Origin of the sequence: Providencia alcalifaciens, from assembly GCF_020271745.1 — a bacterium.
GTDB classification, from domain to species: Bacteria; Pseudomonadota; Gammaproteobacteria; order Enterobacterales; family Enterobacteriaceae; genus Providencia; species Providencia alcalifaciens_B.
This window is the reverse complement of the sequence record NZ_CP084296.1, coordinates 386,123-410,778: the sequence shown is the minus strand read 5'-3', so window position 1 is coordinate 410,778 and position 24,656 is coordinate 386,123. Positions and strand designations below refer to the sequence as shown.

Below are 24,656 nucleotides of genomic sequence, written 5' to 3'. Positions count from 1 at the left end.
TCCGGCCGCCCGCTAGCGGACCCTGGTCAGGTTCCGCGAAGGTGGGCGCAGACATGCTGGGCTCGTCAGGATCAAACTGCACTATGAGGCGGCGGTTCATACCGCGCCAGGGGAGCGAATGGACAGCGAGGAGCCTCCGAACGTTCGGGTCGCCTGCTCGGGTGATATCGACGAGGTTGTGCGGCTGATGCACGACGCTGCGGCGTGGATGTCCGCCAAGGGAACGCCCGCCTGGGACGTCGCGCGGATCGACCGGACATTCGCGGAGACCTTCGTCCTGAGATCCGAGCTCCTAGGGATCGCCTCAGAAAACGGAAAATAAAGCACGCTAAGCCGTAAGTAAGCGTGCTCCTGTGAAAGCCACAGCTAAAACTGCGTAGTACACATGGCACTGTTGCAAAGTTAGCGATGAGGCAGCCTTTTGTCTTATTCAAAGGCCTTACATTTCAAAAACTCTGCTTACCAGGCGCATTTCGCCCAGGGGATCACCATAATAAAATGCTGAGGCCTGGCCTTTGCGTAGTGCACGCATCACCTCAATACCTTTGATGGTGGCGTAAGCCGTCTTCATGGATTTAAATCCCAGCGTGGCGCCGATTATCCGTTTCAGTTTGCCATGATCGCATTCAATCACGTTGTTCCGGTACTTAATCTGTCGGTGTTCAACGTCAGACGGGCACCGGCCTTCGCGTTTGAGCAGAGCAAGCGCGCGACCATAGGCGGGCGCTTTATCCGTGTTGATGAATCGCGGGATCTGCCACTTCTTCACGTTGTTGAGGATTTTACCCAGAAACCGGTATGCAGCTTTGCTGTTACGACGGGAGGAGAGATAAAAATCGACAGTGCGGCCCCGGCTGTCGACGGCCCGGTACAGATACGCCCAGCGGCCATTGACCTTCACGTAGGTTTCATCCATGTGCCACGGGCAAAGATCGGAAGGGTTACGCCAGTACCAGCGCAGCCGTTTTTCCATTTCAGGCGCATAACGCTGAACCCAGCGGTAAATCGTGGAGTGATCGACATTCACTCCGCGTTCAGCCAGCATCTCCTGCAGCTCACGGTAACTGATGCCGTATTTGCAGTACCAGCGTACGGCCCACAGAATGATGTCACGCTGAAAATGCCGGCCTTTGAATGGGTTCATGTGCAGCTCCATCAGCAAAAGGGGATGATAAGTTTATCACCACCGACTATTTGCAACAGTGCCCGATCAGCTATCGCGACCTTGAGGAAATGCTGGCGGAACGCGGCATTTCGGTCGACCATACGACGATCTATCGCTGGGTCCAGTGCTACGCCCCGGAGATGGAGAAGCGGCTGCGCTGGTTCTGGCGGCGTGGCTTTGATCCGAGCTGGCGCCTGGATGAAACCTACGTCAAGGTGCGGGGCAAGTGGACCTACCTGTACCGGGCAGTCGACAAGCGGGGCGACACGATCGATTTCTACCTGTCGCCGACCCGCAGCGCCAAGGCAGCGAAGCGGTTCCTGGGCAAGGCCCTGCGAGGCCTGAAGCACTGGGAAAAGCCTGCCACGCTCAATACCGACAAAGCGCTGATGAATCCCCTAATGATTTTGGTAAAAATCATTAAGTTAAGGTGGATACACATCTTGTCATATGATCAAATGGTTTCGCGAAAAATCAATAATCAGACAACAAGATGTGCGAACTCGATATTTTACACGACTCTCTTTACCAATTCTGCCCCGAATTACACTTAAAACGACTCAACAGCTTAACGTTGGCTTGCCACGCATTACTTGACTGTAAAACTCTCACTCTTACCGAACTTGGCCGTAACCTGCCAACCAAAGCGAGAACAAAACATAACATCAAACGAATCGACCGATTGTTAGGTAATCGTCACCTCCACAAAGAGCGACTCGCTGTATACCGTTGGCATGCTAGCTTTATCTGTTCGGGCAATACGATGCCCATTGTACTTGTTGACTGGTCTGATATTCGTGAGCAAAAACGACTTATGGTATTGCGAGCTTCAGTCGCACTACACGGTCGTTCTGTTACTCTTTATGAGAAAGCGTTCCCGCTTTCAGAGCAATGTTCAAAGAAAGCTCATGACCAATTTCTAGCCGACCTTGCGAGCATTCTACCGAGTAACACCACACCGCTCATTGTCAGTGATGCTGGCTTTAAAGTGCCATGGTATAAATCCGTTGAGAAGCTGGGTTGGTACTGGTTAAGTCGAGTAAGAGGAAAAGTACAATATGCAGACCTAGGAGCGGAAAACTGGAAACCTATCAGCAACTTACATGATATGTCATCTAGTCACTCAAAGACTTTAGGCTATAAGAGGCTGACTAAAAGCAATCCAATCTCATGCCAAATTCTATTGTATAAATCTCGCTCTAAAGGCCGAAAAAATCAGCGCTCGACACGGACTCATTGTCACCACCCGTCACCTAAAATCTACTCAGCGTCGGCAAAGGAGCCATGGGTTCTAGCAACTAACTTACCTGTTGAAATTCGAACACCCAAACAACTTGTTAATATCTATTCGAAGCGAATGCAGATTGAAGAAACCTTCCGAGACTTGAAAAGTCCTGCCTACGGACTAGGCCTACGCCATAGCCGAACGAGCAGCTCAGAGCGTTTTGATATCATGCTGCTAATCGCCCTGATGCTTCAACTAACATGTTGGCTTGCGGGCGTTCATGCTCAGAAACAAGGTTGGGACAAGCACTTCCAGGCTAACACAGTCAGAAATCGAAACGTACTCTCAACAGTTCGCTTAGGCATGGAAGTTTTGCGGCATTCTGGCTACACAATAACAAGGGAAGACTTACTCGTGGCTGCAACCCTACTAGCTCAAAATTTATTCACACATGGTTACGCTTTGGGGAAATTATGAGGGGATCTCTCAGTGCATTGCCTCCAATTCCCATAATTTATTACGCCGATAATAACTTGGTGTAACCTTAAAAATGTACTTAAATCGACGTGTAAAAGATTGTTGGGAATCAAATTGATATTTTAATGCGATCTCAAGGATAGTTTTTTTCGTCAACCTCAACTCAACAGCCGCTTTCGTCAAACGACGAGCACGAATATAGCTAGCCAGTGTGACCCCTGTTACTTTTTTGAACAGCCGCTGAAAATACCACTTGGTATAACCCGCTTTATTCGCCACATCATCAAGCAGTAAAGACTGATCTAAATTATGTTCAATCCATAATAGAACATCTTTGATAACCGTTGTATGAAACTGCTTATCATCATATCTTAATTGGATGTTATTAGCTTTATTTTGATAGCGAGAATGCTGTTCAATATACATAAAATAACCTAAATGTTCTTAAGATTGTCACGACCACATCATCATGATACCATAAACATACTGACGGTATGTTATTTTAAATCTATCATGGAAAATAAAAATCATCAACAAGAAAATTTTAAGAGTACCTATCAATCACTGGTTAACTCAGCACGAATATTGTTTGTTGAAAAAGGCTATCAAGCTGTTTCAATAGATGAGATCTCGGGAAAAGCGTTGGTGACCAAAGGTGCCTTTTATCATCACTTTAAAAATAAAAAACAATTACTCAGTGCCTGTTATAAGCAGCAATTAATTATGATTGATGCCTACATCACAACAAAAACTGATTTAACAAATGGTTGGTCTGCCTTAGAAAGTATATTTGAACATTATCTTGATTATATTATTGATAATAATAAAAACCTTATCCCTATCCAAGAAGTGATGCCTATCATTGGTTGGAATGAACTTGAAAAAATTAGCCTTGAATACATTACTGGTAAGGTAAACGCCATTGTCAGCAAATTGATCCAAGAGAACCAACTTAAAGCTTATGATGATGATGTGCTTAAAAACTTACTCAATGGCTGGTTTATGCATATCGCAATACATGCGAAAAACCTAAAAGAGCTTGCCGATAAAAAAGGCCAATTTATTGCTATTTACCGCGGCTTTTTATTGAGCTTGAAAGATAAATAAAATAGATAGGTTTTATTTGAAGCTAAATCTTCTTTATCGTAAAAAATGCCCTCTTGGGTTATCAAGAGGGTCATTATATTTCGCGGAATAACATCATTTGGTGACGAAATAACTAAGCACTTGTCTCCTGTTTACTCCCCTGAGCTTGAGGGGTTAACATGAAGGTCATCGATAGCAGGATAATAATACAGTAAAACGCTAAACCAATAATCCAAATCCAGCCATCCCAAATTGGTAGTGAATGATTATAAATAACAGCAAACAGTAATGGGCCAATAACACCGGTTGCATTGGTAAGGCTCACCAATAATCCCTGTAAAGCACCTTGCTGATGACTCTTTGTTTGGATAGACATCACTCCCTGTAATGCAGGTAAAGCGATCCCACCACCAGCCAATAAAATTAAAACAGGGAAAACTAACCAACCTTCAGATATAAACGCTAAAAAGGCAAATGCACTACTATCTGCAATAAATCCGAGCAGTACTGCCGTTTTTTCGCCCCATTTAGTGGCTATTCTTCCTGCCACAAAGGCTTGGAATACTGAGTGTAAAAGACCAAGACCCGCTAATGAAAAGCCAACCATCATGCTATTCCATCCAAAACGATTTTCGGTAAATAGCACCCACACCGTTGCGGGAATTTGGCCTATCAATTGCGCTGAAAAATAAATAATCAACAAAATGGGCATCGTTTTAAATAAAGTGATGTATACCGAATTCGATTGCGTCTCAACCCCTACTTCGGTATCTGTATTATCACGTGTATTTTTGGTTTCACGGAACCAAAACATAACCACAAGGAAAGTGACAATATTTAGCAACGCAGCGATAAAAAAGGGACTATGCGGTGAAATCTCTCCTGCAAAACCACCAATAATAGGCCCCGCTATTAAACCAAGCCCAAAACTTGCCCCTAACCAACCGAACCACTTCACGCGTTGAGAAGCTGAGGTGGTATCGGCAATGACCGATGCCGCGACAGCCCCAGTAGCTCCTGTGATCCCTGAAAGCAAACGGCCTAAATACAGCATCCAAAGCGCACTTGAAAAAGCCAGCAATAAGTAATCCAGCGATGCGCCTATTAATGACAACAACAGCACTGGGCGCCGACCAAATCGGTCAGACATTTTTCCAAGCCAAGGAGCAAAGATAACCTGCATTAACGCATAAAGTGCAAGCAATACGCCAAAGTGGTTAGCGATATCTTCCGAAGCAATAAATTCACGTAATAACGTTGGCAAGACTGGCATGATAAGGCCAATCCCCATGGCATCGAGTAACGTAATTACCAATGCGATCTTTGTCGAACTATTCATTTCACTTTTCTCTATCACTGATAGGGAGTGGTAAAATAACTCTATCAATGATAGAGTGTCAACAAAAATTAGGAATTAATGATGTCTAGATTAGATAAAAGTAAAGTGATTAACAGCGCATTAGAGCTGCTTAATGAGGTCGGAATCGAAGGTTTAACAACCCGTAAACTCGCCCAGAAGCTAGGTGTAGAGCAGCCTACATTGTATTGGCATGTAAAAAATAAGCGGGCTTTGCTCGACGCCTTAGCCATTGAGATGTTAGATAGGCACCATACTCACTTTTGCCCTTTAGAAGGGGAAAGCTGGCAAGATTTTTTACGTAATAACGCTAAAAGTTTTAGATGTGCTTTACTAAGTCATCGCGATGGAGCAAAAGTACATTTAGGTACACGGCCTACAGAAAAACAGTATGAAACTCTCGAAAATCAATTAGCCTTTTTATGCCAACAAGGTTTTTCACTAGAGAATGCATTATATGCACTCAGCGCTGTGGGGCATTTTACTTTAGGTTGCGTATTGGAAGATCAAGAGCATCAAGTCGCTAAAGAAGAAAGGGAAACACCTACTACTGATAGTATGCCGCCATTATTACGACAAGCTATCGAATTATTTGATCACCAAGGTGCAGAGCCAGCCTTCTTATTCGGCCTTGAATTGATCATATGCGGATTAGAAAAACAACTTAAATGTGAAAGTGGGTCTTAAAAGCAGCATAACCTTTTTCCGTGATGGTAACTTCACGGTAACCAAGATGTCGAGTTAACCACCCTTTAGATTCATAAAGCGAAAATAATGCGGCTCCAACGTACCCACCTAAATGGAAACGGCGTTCACTCCAATCTAAACACGCACAACAGATTTTACGTGAATGTTTGGAAGGAACGTCAATTCCCATTTCATGAAAATATTGAATACCACTTAATGTGATCATTGAACCATTTTCAGTGATCCATTGCTGTTGACAAAGGGAATCATAGATCTTAACGGCAACTTCGCCAGCTAAATGATCATAGCAAGTACGTGCTTTTCGTAAATGCACTGGCGTGGAAACTTTGGCATGTACGCCATGGTTTAAGGAGATCCCCATCATACTTTCCATCAATTCAGCAATATCTTTTCCTGCTAGCCGAAAATAACGATGCTTGCCTTGAGCTACTACTGTGATTAGCTGGCAATCTAATAATTTAGATAAATGACTGCTCGCCGTTGAAGCTGATATATTCGCCACAGAACTTAGCTCAGTGGCCGTCCAAGCTCGCCCATCCATCAAAGCACTGAGTATTTTAACTCGTGAAATGTCAGACATAGCCGCCCCTATCGCGGCTATTGAGGACTCAAAGGTAACCTCTTTTCGTATTAAATTAGCCATCGCAAGTTCACTTTATTGCCCAAGGGAGCGTAACAGATGCAGCCATACTATCATTGTCCGTTATTAATATCAGTTGGTTAGCATGGTCACTGTATTGCACTAAAATATTAATGTTATTCTCCGCCAATACTCGTGCTATTTCGCCAAGTTCCCCCGGTTTTTCCTGTTTTAACTTACGAATTAATGGTGTCCGGATCGCAAGTACTAACAGTCCAGCTTGCTCTAGCGCTATTTTAGCTTCCTTTCCTTGTTCAACAAGAAAATGAGCATGGCATTCATCACCAACCGTAAATATCCCTCCCCCTTCCAATCCAATACCTTTATTACCTAATGTTTTTCCTAGTAATGCTAATTGTCCTATTTGATTATCTAAAACAACGTGAACATCAAACATTATCCTTGTCCTTTTTAAATGAATATTCGCGAGTAATATGAGCAATACTAATTTTGTAAAAATCAAATATTGACTCTCGCCCTTCTTGTTGAGCTTTCGCATGTAAAACATGATTTTTCCATTGCAGAACTGCGTATTCGTTTTCCCACCAAGATAGCGATAACATTTTTCCTTCTGTAGCTAGACTTTGAAAACGTTCAATTGAAATAAAACCAGCTACATGACTTAATAGTGGTCTTAACTCCTCAGCTAAAGTCAAATAGCGAGTTTGTTGGTCGGGTTGTATTTGCACCTCAAATATTACAGCAATCATATTTTTCTCCGTTATTAATCAACAAACAGAGTAATCCACCCGAAAATTAACACTTCGATAAGCAACGAAATATAGAAAGGTCATGCTGCTGTTTTATGTTGTATATCACACTTCTTTAAATTGCTCGGCCTGCGCTTATCATGTTCTCCTTCTCTTATAATTTTGTTTATTATTTATACTTTTTTATTTTTTGCTATCACCGAAAATAGTGCGGATCCCGCATGGTATGGCACTGTTGCAAATAGAATCGTGAAGCTGAGCTTTTCCGCTCAAAGTGGATTAAAGTCCGAATACTCTATTCACGAGGCGCACTTCTCCTAACGGTTGGCCATAGTAAAAATGTTCTGCTTGACCTTTGCGAAGCGCACGCATCACCTCAATTCCTTTAATGGTCGCATGTGCTGTTTTAATTGATTTAAACCCTAAGGTGGGATTTATCACGCGCTTCAATTTTCCATGATCACATTCAATGACATTATTGTGAAATTTGATTTGTCGATGTTCTACATGTGTAGGGCATTTTCCTTCTTCTTTGAGAAGGTTAAGCGCTCGGCCATAAGGTGCGGCTTTATCTGTATTGATAACCCTGGGGATTTGCCATTTTTTAACGCGATTGAATATTTTTCTTAAAAATCGATAAGCTGCCTTGGTATTACGACGAGGCGAGAGATAAAATTCAATGGTGTACCCTCGACTATCGACAGCTCGGTAAAGGTACGTCCATTTCCCATTCACTTTGATATAAGTTTCGTCTAAATGCCAATTGTTGAGGTCGGAGGGATTACACCAATACCAACGTAACCGCTTTTCTATTTCTGGTGCATAACGTTGAACCCAGCGATAGATTGTCGTGTGATCTACATTTACACCGCGCTCAGCCAACATTTCCTGAAGTTCTCGGTAACTGATACCGTATTTGCAGTACCAACGTACAGCCCAAAGAATGATAATACCAGTGAAATGACGACCTTTAAATGCATTCACCAAACGGACCTCAGTAATGAAATAGTTAATTTAGCATACCGGCTACTTAAACTTTGCAACAGTGCCCTTTATGACGGGTTTGAGTGGGACTCTGTTAGACGATAATAATCTCAATTACTCTATTCAGCAGTCGTACGGTAATCATAATCAAAAAGCCCAAGGTAATGCATCATTATCCTACAAGAATGGCTATGGCATTGCGAATGCAGGCTACAGTTATGACCAGTTTTCGCAGCGAGCTAATTATGGACTAAATGGCTCAGTGGTAGTGCATTCAGATGGTATTACTTTATCACAACCTATTTATGACTCCTTTGCGATAGTTAAAGCACCGGGCGCACCAGGCGTTAAAATACGCAATAAAACAGGGATCAGTACTGATGGTAGAGGCTATGCGATTGTGCCTTATCTTAACGCTTATGCGCAAAATGAAGTGACATTAGATACCACATCACTCCCTGATAATGTTGATTTGCAAACCAGCTCAGCGACTTTAGTGCCTACAAAAGGGGCGGCAATGGTCGCTGAATTTAAAACCTATACCGGATATCGCCTTTTACTCACATTAACTCATCAATCAAAAGCCATTCCTTTTGGCTCAATGGGAAATTTAATTTCTGCTAATCATGAAATTTCTAGCAATGGTATTGTTGGCGACAATGGTGATATTTATTTAAGTGGAATGCCTGAAAAAGGTGAAGTACATATTAAATGGGGCAAAAATCCAGATGAGCAATGTACCGCACACTATCAATTAACAGAACAACAGCAGCGAATGCCAGTAGCCGTGTTGCAAGCAACATGCGAATAAGGAAATAAAATGAAGCTATTATTAAAAATATTATTTACTTTTACTTTCCTTATTCCAGTTTCATGGAATGTTTATGGTGCGGAGCAATCAGATATATATTCTGATTTCGCAATACCTGATAGTAATTTATCATTTGATAATGTAGAAGCTGAAAAGCAATCTGGTGAATTAATTGGTGATGGTTGGCAAGTTTTTACAGGGCCTGCTTGCGAAAGTAATTTAAGTAACCCGAAAGAAACAGAAAATTTCGCCTATTTTAGAATGTACGATGCAGCAAATAGGGACACTGGTTTAACCGTTAATTACGAGGGGACAGCATTTACTGTCTATAACGGTACTACGAGTGGAATTGGTTATGCTTGGGGATTTAGAGAAGTTGGTACTACGGAATGGCGCACAATTAAATCTCAATACTATGATTACTATTATGCTGTTGAAAAACCAAATACAGATCTCATGATCGAAATTGCTTATGCTAGAGTGCGTGTTGATGGCTTGCCGCCATCAGGTAAAAATAGAATTACTCGTGATGCTAGAGCTTTTATTACCTGCTATAAAAAAGATAATAGCGATTATTACTATAGCGGTTATGTGAGCAATGGCTTTACGACTGTGACCTCGACAGTTTCGACATGTAATATTGATACCAAAACATTAAATGTGGATTTAGGTGATCATAATCTTGCGGAAGTTAGCAAACTTGGAATCGGGGATAACTTTGGTTTTGCACAAGAAGATATCACAATGAGTTGCCATCCAGGGATCCGAGTTTATGCAACTATAGGTGAACATGGGAGGGCATCTAATATTGGTAGTAATGTTATTCAATTAACAGATACGGCTAACTCTCCTGGATATGGAGTACAAGTTTTTTATAATAATGACTCAGTACCATTACACGTTGGTGGTGATGATAAGCAAGTGGGGAGTTATCATCGGTTCCTATTTCGTTCTGAGTCGGCACAAAAAATTTATAACCTACCGTTTATTTTTAAATATGTAAAAACTGGATCTATCAGTAAACCCAGCTCTGGAAATGCTGCATTGACCATCACTTTTGGTTATGACTAAAGGGGATAATATTGTGCAATTACGTTATCGAATCATGAATGTATTTCTATTATTGAGCTTAAGCAGTTATGCATTGGCAACCGTATCCGTAAATTATAAAGGCAGTATTAAACACTCAAGTTGTGGGATCAAAACACAGAATGTGAGTGTTGACTTGGGGACTTGGTTAACTAACAGTAAAAGTGGTTTTGGCTATGAGGTGAATAGTCAGTCTGAGTGGATAGAGTTTATGCTTGAATTTGATTGCCCTGATACGATGAGTTTGATAAATGGACAATTTCAAGGGATGTCAGAATCGAGTGGGAAATATTTAGCATTAGATACTGGTAGTGGTTATTCAACAGGAGCCGCTATTGAATTACAAAGCTTCGAAAATAGCAGCGGTAGCTGGGTTAATCGAGAAATGAATACTCTTTATAATTTTATGAAAGATGAAGCGGTTAACCAAGGTAGCACGTCATTAAAGGTAAGAGCTCGCTATGTTCAAACTAACAGCAAATTGACTCAAGGCAAAGCCAATGCCTCTGTGACCTTTGTTATACAGGCGAATTGATATGATGAGCAATAAAGTGTTCTATAGCATCTTATTGGGTTTCTTGGTCGGAGTGATTAATCCAGCCTATAGTTATGACACGTTAGTCCAAATTACCGGATCTGTGAAGCCGTCGACTTGTGAGTTAACATCAAAAACGATTGAAGATATCCAGTTGGGTGATATTTATTTGAGTTCAACGGGATTTGGTTCCGCTGTTGGTATAACGAGTGAAAAAATTAGTTGGTCAATCAGCTTAAAGTGCCCCAGTGATATCCCAGTTATTATGATCCCTAAAGGAAACAGTTATTCAGGCCAACCAAATGTATTGGCACTAAATACCGATGCAGGTAGTGCTATCGGCGTTGGTGTTGAAACTGAATACTCAGTAGAAAATAGCGATTGGCAATTACTAAAATTAAATGTGCGAAATAATATTATTGATAAAGTGCAAAAAGAAAGTGATATAGATATCTCAATGAGAGGATATTATAAACAAATAGAAGAAAAAGTAACCGCAGGTGCGGCAAATGCTTCTATGACAATTGATATTATTTACCAATAAAAAAGCCGTCAATGGCAGAATCCTGACTAGTTCGGATATAGGTTAACAACTTTTCAGGCATAAAACGCTCGATAAACTTTATCGGGCGTTTTATTGTTTAATAATAAGTGTGCCCGTTTTTCATTATCTAGTTCCTTTTCAACCGCCTTCATGCGTTGTTCAGGCATTTGCCAGCCTCATCGTGCCCATAACCTTCACATGGGAAAATTACCGCACAATATCTGTATCCGCGTTTAGAAAAAATGTTTAAGGAACGCGATATTGTGATTGCAGAAACAGGAACGGTATCAATGGGCTCGGGTTTTGCTTTGCTGCCGAAGATGCTCAGTTTCACAACCAAACATTATGGGGGCAATTGATTGGGCAGCTTCAACGGCATTAGGTTTTACTGATTGGTATTGTCAAAAAATCACCACTTGTGATGTTAGACTCCGCCATTAAACAAGCTGAAGTGATGGACTCGGCAGATTATATAGAGACAGTCATGGATAGATACACCTCTTCAGATCGGGCTAAAAAAATCAGGTCAGTCTGTGGTATCGTATATTCGTTTTGACATGAAACTGAGTCATATTTTTAGTGCTGATTTAAAATATTAGAAATCGTATAAATAAAAGCAATATCTGCTAAATTTAGCTCGATATTACATTTGATATTCATTGCTACATTCTTTATTTTAATAGGTAAATATAATCTTATATTATCAGGTAAATAATATTCTTTTAACGATGCTCGTAATTTCACTGTCTAAAAAAGAGTGTATTTAAATGAGTAACGTTATTTTAATAAAAGGTGATTTTGATGAATAAATTAAAAATAGCATTGGTTTCTTTGATGTTTTTAAGTCCATTTGCGATGAGTGCAACCGAGATTAATTATGTCCAATCCATGGAAATGAAATTAGTTGGCAACATTAATATCGTCATGAATGCAGCAACAACAACGGATTATGTGAATGCGGTATCACAAAAAGCGGATGAAGCAGGTGCAAATTACTTTATTATTACCTCAGTGAACTCTGAAGGTGAAGGTAACGATATTTCAATCAATGCTAGCTTATACAATAAATAGTCTATATTTATATTTTATGCGTTATGATCCCCTGCACTTAAGTTGTCGTTAAGTGCAGTTTTTTTATATACCATTCATTTTAGCCGCAAGACTCCCACCTTATTGAATTACCAAGAATACAAACAAAAATTTAATTTTATCTGTGTTAAAATTTTAGCTAAAGATATCCATTATCAGTTGTTCAGGGAGGGATCTCAGTCTTATGTCTGAAGTATTAACTAATTGGTTAATGGAATATGGCTATTGGGCTGTATTTCTTGGCGCGATGCTTGAAGGAGAAACAGCCGCTTTTCTATCGGGAGTGGCCGCGCATAATCAATTGATCTCTTATCCTTTGGCTATGTTATTTGCTGCGCTTGGTGGTGTCGTCAGTGATAATGTGCTTTTTTTGGTCGGGCGTTATGCGGGGGCGCAGGTATTGCCTAGATTTCAAAAACATCAGAATAAGATTCGACGTGTTCAGCAGTTAATACAACGCCATGAAAATTGGATTATTATTGGGATCCGCTTTGCATATGGAATGAGAACTGTTGGACCGATTATTATTGGGGCCAGCAAGGTGAATCCGCTCAGATTTTTTGTATTAAATCTCCTTGGTGGCGCGATTTGGGGATGCGTGATTGTGTCGATCGGCTACTTTGTCAGTTCCTTTGTATTCACGCTCCCATTTCACCCACATTTCTCTTGGCTAGCTATCATTGTATTGGTGATTGTTGGAGTTTGGTGGATCCGCCGGGGGCGACGCTGAGGCTCTCGTCGTTTATGATTGTTAGCCACCGTAGCAGAGAGTGGCTAAATGTCATTATTTAAGATATTTTGGTATTTCTGCCTTGATTAATTTCCCTATTGCTTGCAGTAAATCTGAGGCTTCATATCTATCAGTGATGATTTCAATGTAAGCCGCAGAGTCTATTTTATCGAGATGATTAAGAACGGCATTAAGCTCTTCACAGGTGGTGACTGTTTGGCAATACCATTCCTCACATCCGAGTGCGGAAGGGAGCTGCGTATAATTCCATGGGGGGATATCGTTGTAATAGGCTTCGGGTTCATTGCATAAAAAACGCTCAATTAAATAGCCATCATTATTAAGCACAAAAATAAGTGGTTTCAACCCCCAGCGAGCAAATAAGCTAATTTCTTGCGCTGTCAATTGATGGGCACCTTCGCCAGTAGCCAGGATCACCCTGCGATGAGGTGCGGCAAGTGCTGCACCAAGTGCCGCAGGGGTTGCCCAGCCAATCGAACCCCATAGAGATTGAGTTTGAAAAGAAACTTCTTTAGGAAGAAGTGCAAAACTTAGTCCCATGGAAAATGTTCCCGTTTCCGCTATCACAATGTCATTTTGCTTAATAAACTTTTCAAATCGAGGGTATAAATAATCACTGGTTATTTTTCTGTTGTCATTGCTAATTGGTTCCCCTAAACCGCGAACTTTTATCGTACTACTCGGAATAAATGTCAGAATATCTTTTAACTCAGAAAGTAGCTCATAGATATAGACATCAGAATAGACCGTCGAATCGATAACCACATAATTATCCATGATATGGATTATATTATTAGTGTGAAGATTCGCGGTGAAACACCCTGTATTCACATCACTCATTACCGCGCCAATATTTAGAATGCAATCGCAGCGTTCAATAAACTCGGCAATGGCAGGGTTCATTAAATACCCACTGTACATACCTATATATTGTGAGTGGGTTTCATTTAAAACGCCTTTATCCATAAACATTGTGGCATAAGGTAAGTGAGTGACTTTAATCAGGGCTTCCGCTTCTTTGACTAAATCAAACCGTGATATGAGTGAACCCAGTAAGGCACATGGAGATTCACTGTAGTTGAGTTTATTGGCTATCAAACTGATGACTTTTTTTAAGGTATCAGGACGACTACTTGGTAATGTGAGCGGTTTGATGCTCTGCACAACGATGCGTTTCACTGCATAATCAGCAGGAATGCCAATATAAACTGGGCGTCTTTGAGCAAAAGCCTGAGTGATTAAACGGGTCATTTCACTGACACAGTTTTCTGGTGTCAAAATCGCATGAGCACACGAAAAGGATTGAGCGACGTTGTAAAATACATCGAAATCACCATCACCTAAAGTATGGTGCATAATAGTTTGATTTTTTTGGATATGGCTGGCGGGCATTCCAACTAAATGAAAAATAGGTAATCTTTCCGCATAAGCCCCTGCAATACCATTTAACGCACTGAGTTCTCCAACTGCAAAGGTTGTCGAGAGGGCTGCAACCCCCTTTAAGCGGGCATAACCATCTGCGGCATAGGCAGCATTTAATTCATTGCAGTTTCCTACCCAACGTAAATTTGGATCCGCACAGACGGCATCATTAATAGGAAAGGCATAATCACCTGCAACACCAAAAATATCATTAATGCCGAGAGACTGTAATCTGGATAAAACATGCTCAATGACGGTTTGGGTCATGTAATTTCTCCATGTAGTTTTAATACGAACCGATAATTATTGGTTTTATTTTTAATTTTCAGTCAATTATTTCAAATGCATATAGATAATAGTAGATGGAATAACCAAGAGGAGAGTGTCTTTTTTTATTAGAAGTGGTAATAAAAAGAGTGATTAAGAAGGGAATTGAACAAAAAAGATGACAAAAGGAATAAAAGGCATTCAAGAGAATAAATTTAATCTTTTGAATGCCATAGAATAAATTAAAACTAGCGCTGTGCTGCGGTCACCATAACTTCAACGAGTACTTGCTCCCGAGCCATATTCGCTTCAACAGCGGCTCGAGCAGGGCTAAATTCAGCCGGCATCCAAGCTTCCCAAACGGTATTAAAGTCAGCAAAATCACGTTTCATATCTTTTATCCACACTTGAGCAGATAAAATACGGGTTTTATCGCTGTTGCTAGCTGCTAATAATATGTCAATTTTGTTTAATACATCTTGGGTTTGAGCGGTAATATCTTTGCTTAAATCCGTAGGCACTTGTCCAGATAAGTAAACTAATCCAGCATATTCAACGCTGTCTGCTAAGCGTGGTTTTGGGTTATTACGTTTAATGGACATTAATTACCTCGTTAATCCTTCTAGTGAAATAGGAGAGCGCTGCTGGGTAATTAGCTGAGTTAATATCTCTGCGCTACCCGCTGCTAATGTAAAACCTAAACTGCCGTGACCCACATTGAGCCATAAGTTATTGTGTGTCGTTTTGCCTAACATTGGTGGTCCCTTTGGTGTTGACGGACGTAAACCGCACCATGTTTCTGCTTCATCAATTTTAGGCAAATTAGGGAATGTTTTTTTAATAATACTTTTTAATGCAGAAATTCTGTTTTCTCGTAATCCAAATTTGTCATAACCAATATCGACCATGGCCGCGATGCGTAATTGATCATTAAGTTTGGCGTAGACAATTTTATTGCCGTAGTCGGTAACGCTAAGTTTAGGAACAATATGTGCCATTTGTGGGTATTCCACACTGAGGCTGTAGCCTTTTAAACCGAGAATTGGCACATCAATGCCAAGGGGTTTTAATAGCTCACGGCTACCATTGCCTGCGCAAATCACCACATCATCCGCTTGAATTGTGCCTTGATTTGTTTCGACACCCGTAATGGCATTGCCAAATTTAATAAAGGATTTGACCGAGTGCTCAAGGCATAATGTAAATTGTGGCTGTGTCGATAAATAAGCCAGAATATTTTTGCAGAATAAATAGCAATCTGCGGTTTCATCATCAGGGGCGTAAATTGCGCCCACTAATTGTGATTGAATATTCTTTAATGCAGGCTCTAATTCAACGATTTCATCGGCATTAAGGACTTTTTGAAATTCTTTATCCACGGTTTCACTGGCTTTTTTAAAGCTAGATTGTTCGCGATGGATAATTAATTTTCCCGATTTTTCCCAAGCAAAGTCTGCTATATCACCATTGGTACGCCAAGTATTCATGACATTTTGACTGAGTAGCGATAATCGTAATAAATGAGCGCCATTAATTTTATTGGTTGTGCGGTTACAGGCTAAGGTGAATTGGGTCATCCAAGATAGCTGTTGTAATGTAAAATCGATTCTCAAATTTAATGGAGAATCATTTTTACCCATCCAGCGTAAGCCTTGTAATGGAACGCCCGCATCTGCAAGCGGCGAAACATAGCGATAACTTAATTGTCCACCATTAGCAAAGCTGGTTTCCATGCCAACGTCAGAATCAGATTCAATTAATGTGACGGTTTGACCCGCTTTAATTAAAGCATATGCGGTACTTAATCCAATCACTCCAGCACCGATCACTACCACATGTTTAGTCATAATATTCAGCAACCAATAATAACTTAGGAGTTATCATTTAACGGCGAATAGTTAGACTAAACAATTGAGTTTTCATCACCAGAGTATAACTTTTGGTTAACTACTGCGTTGCGTTTTTTTAGTATTAGCGACAAGGTGTTTACATAATTTTGTGCGGCTTTCGTGAGCGGCCTATCCGCGCGATGGAAAACGGATACGGCTAAATGCAAATTTTCTTTAAGCGGATAAATCATCGATTCTGGCAGGGTATGTTCCGCAGAAAAAATGTCGGTAATACTGCAACCTAGACCAGCACGAACGAACTCCGCGGCCATGTGGTAGGTATGCACGCTGATATTGGATTCCTGAAACTCATGCACCTGTTGTAGTAGTTGCGAGAGGGAGTCGGAGCCTGGGTGGATCCAGCGTTCTTGGTCGATATCCACCAGTGAAACAGGGGATTTTGCAGGAGCTTGGCTATCCACATAGACGAGAGGAATATCAGCAACAGGCAATACGGTGATCCCACCTTCAATGGCCAAATTAAATGCGATGCCAATATCAAGATCTTGTTGAGTTAATAATTGCAAAATATCTGTGGTGTGATGGGTACCAATAGTGAGTTTGATATTTGGATGTTTTTTGATAAACAGCGCGGTAACTTCAGGCACTAAGTTAAGCCCCAGACTTGGTAAACACCCAATAGCTAATTTGCCTTGTGGGTTTCTAGATAAATTCTGTGCCAAAATTCTGAGTCTATCTAAATTCTGATAAACCTCTTTTGCCTCTTCAAATAATAAATTGGCTTCATCTGTTGGCAGTAATTTCCCTCGGATCCGTTGGAATAAAACGAGTCCCAATTGCTGTTCAGCATGTTTGAGGGCTTTACTCGCCGCTGGCTGGGAAATGTGCAGAACTTCAGCTGCGCGAGTGAGTGAACCGCAGGTCATCACTGCATAAAAGATATCAAGGTGCCGTAACTTCATTATTGGTCGTCCATGGTTAGAACTGGGTAATACTTTGCATTTTTTCTTATTCTACAGAAAAAAATATCATGGATCCGATATCGGGGTCACTTACCAGAAATGAAAAATGCCGGCTCATATACATTTGGTTATGAGCCGGCATGGGTTATCAAGAATTATGCGATGGATGCGCCTAATTCAATATATAACTTGATGATGATACTGTTGGTGATATCCACCAGGAACGCACCGACCATCGGTACCACTAAGAAGGCTTTGTGTGATGGGCTAAATGCTCGAGTAATAGTTTGCATGTTGGCGATTGCTGTTGGCGTTGCTCCCATTCCGAACCCACAGTGACCTGCACTAATAACGACGGCATCATAGTCGCTGCCCATCATCTTGAAGGTGACAAAGCAGGCGAATAGCACCATCACCACGGTTTGTACCGCAATAATGATTAATACTGGACCTGCCATGCTAGCTAATTGACCAAACTTCAATGACATTAGCGCAATAGCAAGGAATAACGAGAGCGCCACGCTGCCTAAAACGTCAACAGTGGGCTCGAAAACTTCATGTTTAAACACGTGAGTTAAGATATTACGGATGATGATGCCGACAAACAGACACCAAACGAAAGTCGGTAAGTGCATTGGTGTATCTTTTACTAACTCACTGATATAGCTACCCGCAACGATACAGATAATCAGCATTGAAATCGTTTCAATGATGTTATTAGCGTTGATTTTTCTTTTTACCGTTGGTTGTTCAAATGCTTCAAGGATGGTCTCTTTTTCTTGCTCGGTCGCTTTTGGAATTGTCACTTTTTTCAGTAAGTGGCGAGCGACTGGCCCACCGACAAGTCCACCTAGAACCAGCCCCATAGTTGCACAAGCCATCGCTAGCTCAACAGCACCTGTTACGCCATATTTATCTGCAAGGATAGGTCCCCAAGCACCAGCGTTACCGTGACCGCCTGTTAATGTGATTGAACCTGCAATCAGACCGATAAATGGACTTTCGTTTAGCATGACTGCCATGCCCATGCCCACCGCGTTTTGGATCACAATTAAAATGGTAACAGCAAGTGTTAAAATAACGAGAGGTTTCCCGCCTTTAATTAGTCGAGCAAAGTCAGAGCTCAGACCAATTGACGAGAAGAAAGCGATCATCAATGTGCTTTGTAATGAGGTATCAAACGAAAAAGTATAGCCAGCCGCTTTATCAACAATTAATAAAACGATAGCAACAATAAATCCGCCGACAACAGCATCAGGAATATGGTTTTTCTGTAGAAAAGGGCTGATTTTCACCACAATCATCCCAATAAGCAGCGCTAAGCATGCAAACAATAGCGTATAGCTGGCATCTAGGGTCATTATTTTTACCTCACATTTGTTTACCAGAGCATTCACTTTTGTAATTTAACATTAGTGTTAAATAAAATTACTTTGCTTAACTTTTGTTTAACAATGAGTTTTGTTGGGGTTGATATAACTTTTAGTTAACTAAATCGTTCTAAAAAAGTACTTTCATTGATTGGTTTTAGTCATTAATAGAGGGTTATTTAATCAATGAAATCACTAGTCATTACTTATTGCATTGATTTAATGGGTTATTTATTTTTCTCTCACCTGGTGGGAAAATGACGTAACTTTATCATCTTTTTTCGATTGATAGCGCTGGGGTTAAGTCATGGTAATTGTTGGAAATGTGATGGGTGGCATAAAAGCCACTATATTGTTAATGAATGTTAAAAAGTTGCAATACAACTCACGTTTTAGTTAGTTTTAATGGCGATGAATCTGCTTTTTCTACATCAAATTGAGGCTAAAATTAGTATAAAGACCAATATTTTGAAGCACCTTTCATGCTTTATATGGATTAAATCTTAGGGTGCAGTATTTATTTCCATTGTATTGTTATCATCGAAACAAGATGATCATTTAACTGATTGTATTTAAATAAAATAAAAAACAATCTTCAGATTTTAAATGATATTCATTCTCTGAGGGGAAAATGTTTTTTATTGGGGGATTGGTTATGATGAAGATTAATTCAGATATCTTAATTAGGGTATTTTAAATGAAGAAAACCATTCGCCAAGTGACTTTTGATTTACTACGTCAATTGAATATTACGACCATTTTCGGTAACCCTGGTTCGACTGAAGAGACATTCTTAAAAGATTTTCCGAGTGATTTTCGTTATATCCAAACATTACATGAAGCTTCTGCTGTGGCGGCAGCTGACGGTTATGCTCAGGGAATGCGCAAAGTAGCAATGGTCAACTTGCATACCTCTGCGGGACTTAGTAATGGAATGAGTAATATCCTGACCGCCTATATGAACCGTACGCCACTGATTATTACGGCGGGTAACCAAACTCGTGAAATGTTGCTGATGGAACCTTGGTTAACCAATATCGAGCCTGAAACCCTACCAAAGCCATGGGTCAAATGGAGCTATCAGCCGGAGCGTGCGGAAGATGTACCTGCCGCTTTTATGCGGGCATATGCGATGGCGCTTCAGCCACCCGCGGGACCCGTTTTCCTATCAATTCCCCTTGATGATTGGGATAAACCTGCCATTGCACAAGAGGCGGTTGTTCGTGAAGTTTCGCAGCGCATAGGTTATGACCCTGTTCGCTTACAGGCATTTGCGGATGCCCTGAATTCAGCCAAAAATCCAGTACTGATTTATGGTTCAGCCATTGCGCGAGGTGAAGGTTGGGATGCAGGCATTACGCTAGCTGAAAAATTAAATATTCCTGTTTGGGCGGCTCCCGCCTCTGAGCGCCCGCCGTTCCCTGAATCGCATCCATTGTATGCGGGGGGATTGCCTTTCGCGATGGGGCCGTTGTCAGACAAGCTGAAAGGACATGATTTAGCGTTGATTATTGGGGCGCCTGTTTTCCGTTATTATCCTTATGTAGCAGGCAGTTATTTACCAGATGGAATGCGTTTACTACACATTACTGATGACCCTATCGAGGTAGGAAGGGCACCAGTTGGTGATAGCTTACTCAGTGATGCGGTACTCGCGATTGAAGGGCTGACACCGTTAGTGGATGCCAGAACAGCCTCGAAAAATAAGATTGAGAAACAGTCTCATGGTATGGCCCCACACCCTGCTGCGCCAGAAGTGAAGGGAAATTCAACGGTATTAAGCGCAGCACAGCTATTTAAAGCGCTGAGAGAAGCTTCCCCGAAAGAGACCGTCTTGGTGGAAGAATCGCCGTCAAACCTTGGCGAGCTGCACCGTGAATGGCCAATTGATTCACCGGATTTTTTCTATACGTTTGCCAGTGGATCATTAGGTTGGAACTTGCCAGCAAGTGTGGGAATTGCTTTAGCGGAAAAAGACAGTGGCCGACACCGCCCTGTAATGTCGATTATTGGCGATGGTTCGATGCAATATTCGATTCAAGGACTATGGAGCGCCGCACAACATAATTTACCGATTGTGTTTGTGATCCCTCGAAATAGCGAGTATGCCATTTTAAAATCCTTCGCTGTGTTAGAAGAAACGCCGGGGGTTCCGGGGCTGGATATTCCAAACTTGGATATTGTGGCGTTGGGTAAAGGTTATGGTTGCACGGCGTTAAAAGCCACGACGGTGGATGAGGTTAAAGCGGCTTGTCGTGAGGCATTTAAGCGCCAAGGCCCAACGGTGATTGAAGTGCCTATTCAACCTCAAATTCCCCCACTGATTTAATATGCAGATTTAAATTGGATGCAGATAGAAAAATAGCCTCAAATAGAGGCTATTTTAATAAAGAGGTTTAATAAAGAGGGGAGCAGATTTAGTGCTTCACTAACGTTGAGAAGTAATACACTAATGGCACTGCGAGGATCCACAGACTGATTGGAATTTCACGCCACTTGCCTGCCACCGCTTTAATTAAGATATAAAACAGTAACCCGCCTGCAATCCCTGTACCGAAACTGTTCGCGATTAACGTGATCATCACCATCATTAATACTGGCAGACCATCGGTAAAATTAGCTAAATCCACTTTACGTAATCCGCTGAACATATTTAAGCCAATTAAAATCAGCGCAGGTGCGGTGGCTTGCGCCGGGATCATTAACGCGATTGGGGTAAACAGTAACATAAGCAGGAACATGAACGCCGCCGCTAATGCTGTCATACCCGTTTTACCACCCGCTTCCGCCGCCGCTGAAGATTCAATTAATGCAGTTGCCGCAGGGATACCAACCATAGGACCTAATGCTGCTGCGATGGAATCCACAATAAACGGGCGGTTGATATTCGGCATATTGCCTTCTTTATCCAGTAATCCGGCTTCGCCACCGACGGCTAATGTGGTTCCCATGGTGGAGAAAAACTCCGCGGCGAAGAACACAAACAAGAAAGGTAAGAAGGTGATGTTTAAGGCGCCAATTAAATCCACTTGACCTAAGACAGGCGCAATAGAATGGGGCATGCCAATAAAACTTTCTGGTAACTTTGTGACACCGAACGGAATACCCAGTAGGGTGGCGAACAAAATGGCCCATAAGATCCCACCGGGAATACGGCGAGCTTGTAATGCGATCGCTACAAAGAAGCCCGCAAGAGCGACTAAGGCGCCTGGAGAGAGAAAATCCCCCAGCATTAATGCGTTAGTTTTTGGGTTGGCTAATACCAGACCTGCGTTACGAAAACCTAGTACTGCGACGAATAGCCCAATCGATGCCGTTAAGCCCAGTTTAATGGATTGTGGAACAGAACGAGTCACCACTTCGCGCAAACCAAATTTGGTTAACAGGAAAAATAAAATGCCAGACCAGCAGGCGATACCTAAGCCGATTTGCCAATCAATCCCTTCACTGCCTGCAAGCGTGACCCCCACCAACACCGAGCCACCAATACCGGGACCGACAATAAAAGGCAGGTTGGCGTAGAACGCCATTAATAGGCTGGCGAGGACAAACACGATGATAGTGCCTGTGGTCGCCGCGCCTTTATCCATACCACCGGCAGCTAACAGTCCGGGAATAACCACCAGCAAATAGGCGGCTGCAAGGAACCCAGTGGCTCCGGCGAGGCATTCTGTTCTGATTGAACTGCCACGTTCACGCAGTGCAAAACGCCTTTCTAACCAACTCCCTGATGTTGGCTGATGAAGAGAATCGTTAGCCATTAATTGGCGCTCCTATCATTATTTTTTATTGGATGAGTGTTTTTAATACCGCTATTGCTTTGGGTTCGTTCTAAGACGGCGTCAACTATCTGGCGAGTGGTTCCGCAAGTCAGCCCTAAATCGGTTAAATGTGGGCCAGCATTGCAGGCAAGACAAGTGCCTTCGATGGCTTTAAATACGCGATATGGCGGTTCCCAGTCAGCAATTTGACTGCTTAATTCTCTAAGTTGGCGAAATTGTTCTGCCAGCTCAGGTGCAGGTAATTCCGAGAGCATACCTGCAATGGGCATGGCCACATGAGCAAGGATCTTGCCGTCTTGAACTAACGCCATACCGCCACCACTTTCAATCAGTAGGTTGGCAGCCATTGCCATATCGTTGGCATCACGACCGAGCACCACAAGGTTATGGGAATCATGGGAGTAGCTGGTGGCTATGGCGCCGCGTAATTCTCCCCATCCTTTTAGTAAGGCAATTTGTGGTTTGGCGTCATGGCGTCCATGGCGATGTTGTACGCGGATCAAACTAAATTCATCAGGCAGTAGCACGATACCATTTTCGACTTGAACATCGACCTCTCCCCACTGAGTAAAGCGGGCGCCGCTAATATGGCGTAAGCGCGCAGTACCATTTTGTAAGTCAGCTAATTGAAGCTGGCAATCCTGAGGTGAGATTGGTGTCAGGTGCATGGTATCGCGTGGTGGTAAAATCGTATTTTCAGTGGCAATCGGCGAAATAAGTTGCCCATTTTCTGCCACTTTTTTACCGTCAACATAAACTTGCTGCGCTTTTAAGGTATCGAGAGAATCAAGAACCACTAAGTTGGCTCGGCGGCCAGCAGCTATCAAACCTAAATCGTTGCGCTGTAAGCGAATTGCCCCATTGAGTGTGGCAAAGCGTAGCACATCAGTGGCTTGCATACCGTGTTCAATTAATAAATTCAGCAGAGCAATGACACCGCCTTTTTCAATCAATATATCCGGTGGAACATCATCTGTGCATACCGTGATTTGTGAGGATAAATGAGGCAGTGTTTGCAATGCCGCCACAATTTCAGGGAGCAGGTAAGGGTGAGAGCCTCGAATTTCCAATGTCAGCCCCGCACGTAGTTTTTCAAGGGCATCTTCCGCGGAAGTGAGTTCGTGGTCGGAGGTAACGCCAGCAGCAAGATAAGCTTGTAAATCAGCACCTTTTAATCCGCGGGCATGGCCTTCAATGATTTTGCCGGAGCTTAATCCTGCTTCGAGGATCTCTTCCATGCGTTCGCTGCCATTTAGCACGCCGAACATATCCATCACTTCCGCTACGCCACGGACTTCCGACCAGCTCAACATTGTGGACATCTCTTGTCCTGCAAAGTCTGCACCTGACATTTCCAATCCTGGTGTTGAAGGCACAGAAGAAGGGGCGGCAACCATCACATCAAGCGGTAAATTACGGCTAGCATCAATGGCATAGCGTACGCCATCTAATCCCAATACGTTGGCAAGTTCATGGGGATCCCAAAATACGGCGGTGGTGCCTTGTGTGAGGACAATGTCAGCATAACGAGCAGGGGGAAGGTGGGAACTTTCTAAATGAACGTGGGTATCAATAAAACCCGGGGAAATAAATTTTCCTGATAAATTATGGGTTTCATGGCTATCAGTACGACTTCCTGTTGGATGTACGCTGGCAATCAGCCCTTCAATGATACCGATATCCGCAGGTCGAATTTCCCCAGTGACCATATCGATAATATTGGCATTGGTGAGTAAAAGGTCAAAAGGCATTTCGCCTTTTGCGGCTTGTACCGCGCGACGTCGAGTTTGATTTGTTAGCTTCATAAAACACCATCTCAAAGATTTATGTCG

24 protein-coding genes and 3 pseudogenes are annotated in these 24,656 nt (G+C 42.2%); 13 read left to right on the top strand and 14 right to left on the bottom strand.

Translation table 11 applies throughout. The annotated features are described in order from the left end of the window. The first annotated feature begins 118 nt into the window (after positions 1-118). Positions 119-322 (top strand): hypothetical protein, encoded by a 204-nt coding sequence (locus LDO51_RS01770; protein WP_000376616.1) that lies wholly within the window; start codon positions 119-121, stop codon positions 320-322. A 117-nt stretch (positions 323-439) separates the two neighbouring features. On the opposite strand, the gene LDO51_RS01765 is transcribed toward LDO51_RS01770, so the two are convergent. Beyond that, entirely contained in the window at positions 440-1,144 is a 705-nt protein-coding gene (locus tag LDO51_RS01765) for an IS6-like element IS26 family transposase (protein WP_001067855.1), read from the bottom strand. A 65-nt stretch (positions 1,145-1,209) separates the two neighbouring features. On the opposite strand from LDO51_RS01765, the pseudogene LDO51_RS01760 reads away from it, so the two are divergent. Both LDO51_RS01760 and LDO51_RS01755 read left to right on the top strand, forming a co-directional pair. Beyond that, a pseudogene (locus LDO51_RS01760) lies at positions 1,210-1,551 on the top strand (IS6-like element IS6100 family transposase); the annotation flags it as partial. A gap of 107 nt (positions 1,552-1,658) precedes the next feature. Then, the gene (locus tag LDO51_RS01755; RefSeq protein ID WP_001339197.1) at positions 1,659-2,867 is read left to right on the top strand and encodes an IS4-like element ISVsa5 family transposase; all 1,209 of its coding nucleotides are present in this window, start codon (positions 1,659-1,661) and stop codon (positions 2,865-2,867) included. A 30-nt stretch (positions 2,868-2,897) separates the two neighbouring features. Here LDO51_RS01755 and LDO51_RS01750 read toward each other — a convergent pair. Beyond that, a pseudogene (locus LDO51_RS01750) lies at positions 2,898-3,293 on the bottom strand (helix-turn-helix domain-containing protein); the annotation flags it as partial. An 87-nt stretch (positions 3,294-3,380) separates the two neighbouring features. Between LDO51_RS01750 and tetC the strand changes: the two are divergent. Beyond that, a complete protein-coding gene (gene tetC, locus LDO51_RS01745; RefSeq protein WP_000428546.1) occupies positions 3,381-3,974 on the top strand; it encodes a tetracyline resistance-associated transcriptional repressor TetC in 594 nt (197 codons plus the stop codon). A 112-nt stretch (positions 3,975-4,086) separates the two neighbouring features. Here the strand turns inward: tetC and tet(B) are convergent, their stop codons facing one another. Beyond that, a complete protein-coding gene (gene tet(B) / locus LDO51_RS01740) occupies positions 4,087-5,292 on the bottom strand; it encodes a tetracycline efflux MFS transporter Tet(B) (protein ID WP_001089072.1) in 1,206 nt (401 codons plus the stop codon). A gap of 81 nt (positions 5,293-5,373) precedes the next feature. Between tet(B) and tetR(B) the strand changes: the two genes are divergently transcribed. Next, a complete protein-coding gene (tetR(B), locus tag LDO51_RS01735) occupies positions 5,374-5,997 on the top strand; it encodes a tetracycline resistance transcriptional repressor TetR(B) (protein WP_000088605.1) in 624 nt (207 codons plus the stop codon). Here the strand turns inward: tetR(B) and LDO51_RS01730 are convergent. The 4 genes from LDO51_RS01730 to LDO51_RS01715 all read right to left on the bottom strand — a co-directional run bounded on the left by LDO51_RS01730 (position 5,975) and on the right by LDO51_RS01715 (position 8,352). Continuing rightward, positions 5,975-6,661: an ArsR/SmtB family transcription factor gene (locus LDO51_RS01730; RefSeq protein ID WP_001284954.1), complete on the bottom strand. Its 687-nt coding sequence runs from the start codon at positions 6,659-6,661 to the stop codon at positions 5,975-5,977. The two genes, tetR(B) and LDO51_RS01730, sit on opposite strands and share 23 nt — an antisense overlap. Before the next feature lie 7 nt (positions 6,662-6,668). After that, a complete protein-coding gene (locus LDO51_RS01725; RefSeq protein ID WP_000460651.1) occupies positions 6,669-7,055 on the bottom strand; it encodes a hypothetical protein in 387 nt (128 codons plus the stop codon). After that, on the bottom strand, positions 7,048-7,368 hold the full coding sequence (locus tag LDO51_RS01720; protein ID WP_000562370.1) for an antibiotic biosynthesis monooxygenase family protein: 321 nt from the start codon (positions 7,366-7,368) through the stop codon (positions 7,048-7,050). Before LDO51_RS01720 ends, LDO51_RS01725 begins: the two co-directional genes overlap by 8 nt. Before the next feature lie 279 nt (positions 7,369-7,647). Then, positions 7,648-8,352, bottom strand: a complete 705-nt coding sequence (locus tag LDO51_RS01715; protein ID WP_104872945.1) for an IS6 family transposase — start codon at positions 8,350-8,352, stop codon at positions 7,648-7,650. A gap of 70 nt (positions 8,353-8,422) precedes the next feature. Here LDO51_RS01715 and LDO51_RS01710 point away from each other — a divergent pair, with 70 nt between their 5' ends. The 7 genes and pseudogenes from LDO51_RS01710 to LDO51_RS01685 all read left to right on the top strand — a co-directional run bounded on the left by LDO51_RS01710 (position 8,423) and on the right by LDO51_RS01685 (position 13,150). Continuing rightward, the gene (locus LDO51_RS01710) at positions 8,423-9,163 is read left to right on the top strand and encodes a fimbria/pilus outer membrane usher protein (RefSeq protein WP_225576146.1); all 741 of its coding nucleotides are present in this window, start codon (positions 8,423-8,425) and stop codon (positions 9,161-9,163) included. Positions 9,164-9,172: 9 nt separating this feature from the next. Continuing rightward, positions 9,173-10,234, top strand: coding sequence for a pilus assembly protein FimA (locus tag LDO51_RS01705; RefSeq protein ID WP_225576145.1), 1,062 nt, complete (start codon positions 9,173-9,175; stop codon positions 10,232-10,234). Positions 10,235-10,247: 13 nt separating this feature from the next. Beyond that, on the top strand, positions 10,248-10,787 hold the full coding sequence (locus tag LDO51_RS01700; RefSeq protein ID WP_225576144.1) for a fimbrial protein: 540 nt from the start codon (positions 10,248-10,250) through the stop codon (positions 10,785-10,787). Position 10,788: 1 nt separating this feature from the next. Continuing rightward, positions 10,789-11,331: a fimbrial protein gene (locus tag LDO51_RS01695; protein ID WP_225576143.1), complete on the top strand. Its 543-nt coding sequence runs from the start codon at positions 10,789-10,791 to the stop codon at positions 11,329-11,331. 200 nt (positions 11,332-11,531) lie between these two features. Then, positions 11,532-11,887, top strand: a pseudogene (locus LDO51_RS19590) (hypothetical protein); the annotation flags it as partial. 245 nt (positions 11,888-12,132) lie between these two features. Further along, positions 12,133-12,402, top strand: a complete 270-nt coding sequence (locus LDO51_RS01690) for a DUF1471 domain-containing protein (protein WP_225576142.1) — start codon at positions 12,133-12,135, stop codon at positions 12,400-12,402. Positions 12,403-12,604: 202 nt separating this feature from the next. Then, the gene (locus LDO51_RS01685) at positions 12,605-13,150 is read left to right on the top strand and encodes a DedA family protein (protein ID WP_225576141.1); all 546 of its coding nucleotides are present in this window, start codon (positions 12,605-12,607) and stop codon (positions 13,148-13,150) included. A gap of 54 nt (positions 13,151-13,204) precedes the next feature. Here the strand turns inward: LDO51_RS01685 and LDO51_RS01680 are convergent, their stop codons facing one another. The 5 genes from LDO51_RS01680 to gltS form a co-directional block, all read right to left on the bottom strand. Then, positions 13,205-14,860, bottom strand: a complete 1,656-nt coding sequence (locus LDO51_RS01680) for an alpha-keto acid decarboxylase family protein (RefSeq protein ID WP_225576140.1) — start codon at positions 14,858-14,860, stop codon at positions 13,205-13,207. A 248-nt stretch (positions 14,861-15,108) separates the two neighbouring features. Further along, positions 15,109-15,462: a RidA family protein gene (locus LDO51_RS01675; RefSeq protein WP_225576139.1), complete on the bottom strand. Its 354-nt coding sequence runs from the start codon at positions 15,460-15,462 to the stop codon at positions 15,109-15,111. 3 nt (positions 15,463-15,465) lie between these two features. Next, complete coding sequence (locus tag LDO51_RS01670) at positions 15,466-16,707, bottom strand: D-amino acid dehydrogenase (RefSeq protein ID WP_225576138.1); 1,242 nt, start codon at positions 16,705-16,707, stop codon at positions 15,466-15,468. Between the two features lie 56 nt (positions 16,708-16,763). Beyond that, on the bottom strand, positions 16,764-17,672 hold the full coding sequence (locus LDO51_RS01665; protein WP_225576137.1) for a LysR family transcriptional regulator: 909 nt from the start codon (positions 17,670-17,672) through the stop codon (positions 16,764-16,766). Positions 17,673-17,827: 155 nt separating this feature from the next. Next, positions 17,828-19,033 carry a sodium/glutamate symporter gene (gene gltS, locus LDO51_RS01660; protein WP_225576136.1) on the bottom strand — a complete coding sequence of 402 codons (1,206 nt, stop codon included), beginning with the start codon at positions 19,031-19,033 and terminating at the stop codon, positions 17,828-17,830. 706 nt (positions 19,034-19,739) lie between these two features. Between gltS and mdlC the strand changes: the two genes are divergently transcribed. After that, on the top strand, positions 19,740-21,371 hold the full coding sequence (gene mdlC / locus LDO51_RS01655) for a benzoylformate decarboxylase (protein ID WP_225576135.1): 1,632 nt from the start codon (positions 19,740-19,742) through the stop codon (positions 21,369-21,371). Between the two features lie 88 nt (positions 21,372-21,459). Here the strand turns inward: mdlC and LDO51_RS01650 are convergent, their stop codons facing one another. Both LDO51_RS01650 and LDO51_RS01645 read right to left on the bottom strand, forming a co-directional pair. Then, entirely contained in the window at positions 21,460-22,803 is a 1,344-nt protein-coding gene (locus tag LDO51_RS01650; RefSeq protein ID WP_225576134.1) for an NCS2 family permease, read from the bottom strand. Continuing rightward, positions 22,803-24,629 (bottom strand): adenine deaminase, encoded by a 1,827-nt coding sequence (locus LDO51_RS01645; RefSeq protein WP_225576133.1) that lies wholly within the window; start codon positions 24,627-24,629, stop codon positions 22,803-22,805. The genes LDO51_RS01650 and LDO51_RS01645 overlap by 1 nt, the downstream gene beginning before the upstream one ends. Between the last annotated feature and the right edge of the window lie 27 nt (positions 24,630-24,656).

Bases quoted from the DNA above. Each gene is read 5' to 3' on its own strand.
- LDO51_RS01685 (WP_225576141.1), top strand. From the start codon at position 12,605: ATGTCTGAAGTATTAACTAATTGGTTAATGGAATATGGCTATTGGGCT.
- LDO51_RS01695 (WP_225576143.1), top strand. From the start codon at position 10,789: ATGATGAGCAATAAAGTGTTCTATAGCATCTTATTGGGTTTCTTGGTC.
- LDO51_RS01675 (WP_225576139.1), bottom strand. From the start codon at position 15,462: ATGTCCATTAAACGTAATAACCCAAAACCACGCTTAGCAGACAGCGTT.
- LDO51_RS01710 (WP_225576146.1), top strand. From the start codon at position 8,423: ATGACGGGTTTGAGTGGGACTCTGTTAGACGATAATAATCTCAATTAC.
- LDO51_RS01680 (WP_225576140.1), bottom strand. From the start codon at position 14,860: ATGACCCAAACCGTCATTGAGCATGTTTTATCCAGATTACAGTCTCTC.
- LDO51_RS01730 (WP_001284954.1), bottom strand. From the start codon at position 6,661: ATGGCTAATTTAATACGAAAAGAGGTTACCTTTGAGTCCTCAATAGCC.
- LDO51_RS01720 (WP_000562370.1), bottom strand. From the start codon at position 7,368: ATGATTGCTGTAATATTTGAGGTGCAAATACAACCCGACCAACAAACT.
- tetC (WP_000428546.1), top strand. From the start codon at position 3,381: ATGGAAAATAAAAATCATCAACAAGAAAATTTTAAGAGTACCTATCAA.
- mdlC (WP_225576135.1), top strand. From the start codon at position 19,740: ATGAAGAAAACCATTCGCCAAGTGACTTTTGATTTACTACGTCAATTG.
- gltS (WP_225576136.1), bottom strand. From the start codon at position 19,033: ATGACCCTAGATGCCAGCTATACGCTATTGTTTGCATGCTTAGCGCTG.
- LDO51_RS01755 (WP_001339197.1), top strand. From the start codon at position 1,659: ATGTGCGAACTCGATATTTTACACGACTCTCTTTACCAATTCTGCCCC.
- LDO51_RS01725 (WP_000460651.1), bottom strand. From the start codon at position 7,055: ATGTTTGATGTTCACGTTGTTTTAGATAATCAAATAGGACAATTAGCA.
- LDO51_RS01665 (WP_225576137.1), bottom strand. From the start codon at position 17,672: ATGAAGTTACGGCACCTTGATATCTTTTATGCAGTGATGACCTGCGGT.
- LDO51_RS01765 (WP_001067855.1), bottom strand. From the start codon at position 1,144: ATGAACCCATTCAAAGGCCGGCATTTTCAGCGTGACATCATTCTGTGG.
- LDO51_RS01670 (WP_225576138.1), bottom strand. From the start codon at position 16,707: ATGACTAAACATGTGGTAGTGATCGGTGCTGGAGTGATTGGATTAAGT.
- LDO51_RS01650 (WP_225576134.1), bottom strand. From the start codon at position 22,803: ATGGCTAACGATTCTCTTCATCAGCCAACATCAGGGAGTTGGTTAGAA.
- LDO51_RS01770 (WP_000376616.1), top strand. From the start codon at position 119: ATGGACAGCGAGGAGCCTCCGAACGTTCGGGTCGCCTGCTCGGGTGAT.
- LDO51_RS01690 (WP_225576142.1), top strand. From the start codon at position 12,133: ATGAATAAATTAAAAATAGCATTGGTTTCTTTGATGTTTTTAAGTCCA.
- LDO51_RS01645 (WP_225576133.1), bottom strand. From the start codon at position 24,629: ATGAAGCTAACAAATCAAACTCGACGTCGCGCGGTACAAGCCGCAAAA.
- LDO51_RS01705 (WP_225576145.1), top strand. From the start codon at position 9,173: ATGAAGCTATTATTAAAAATATTATTTACTTTTACTTTCCTTATTCCA.